Source organism: Microbacterium enclense (assembly GCF_001456955.1).
Classification (GTDB): Bacteria; Actinomycetota; Actinomycetes; order Actinomycetales; family Microbacteriaceae; genus Microbacterium; species Microbacterium enclense.
The window spans coordinates 1-584 of the sequence record NZ_KQ758478.1; the positions used below are offsets into that span (position 1 = coordinate 1).

The following is a 584-nucleotide window of genomic DNA, read 5'->3' on the forward strand; positions in this document are numbered from 1 at the left end:
AGCCGATGACTTGATAACACACCTGTTTTTGGTGCTTGCGTCCACTGAGTGGTTCTCGATGTACGGTCGAGAACAACAACAATGAAACAATCGTTGTTGGTTTACGAACACATCAATAGTGTTTCGGCGGCCATAGCGAGAGGGAAACGCCCGGTCACATTCCGAACCCGGAAGCTAAGCCTCTCAGCGCCGATGGTACTGCAGGGGGGACCCTGTGGGAGAGTAGGACACCGCCGGACTTCCTTTAACGAAATGGCCACCCAACGCTGGGTGGCCATTTCGCATTTACGGACACAATCGCCGGGAAGGACAGTCATGTCGACGGACGACGCGAACGATCGCGGAAGCAGAGACGAGCGCTCGAACGAGCGCGGTTCCGATCGCGGGCGGTCCTCGCAGAGCCGGGGTTCGTCTTCCCGAAGCGAGCGCGCTCCACGCCGCGACGGAGACCGTCCGTTCCGCCGAGAGACCGACGGGCGCCCGTCCCGTTCGGGCGACGCCCGTCCGGTCCGGCGTGACCACGACTCGCGTCCGCCGCGTGATGGTGACCGTCCGTACCGTCGGGAGGGTGAGCGTCCGTTCCG

1 rRNA gene is annotated in these 584 nt (G+C 62.3%); it reads left to right on the forward strand.

Going from position 1 to position 584, the window contains the following annotated elements:
- Positions 1-122: 122 nt before the first annotated feature.
- Positions 123-239: ribosomal RNA gene (gene rrf / locus AS029_RS16445) — 5S ribosomal RNA — on the forward strand.
- Positions 240-584: the final 345 nt, after the last annotated feature.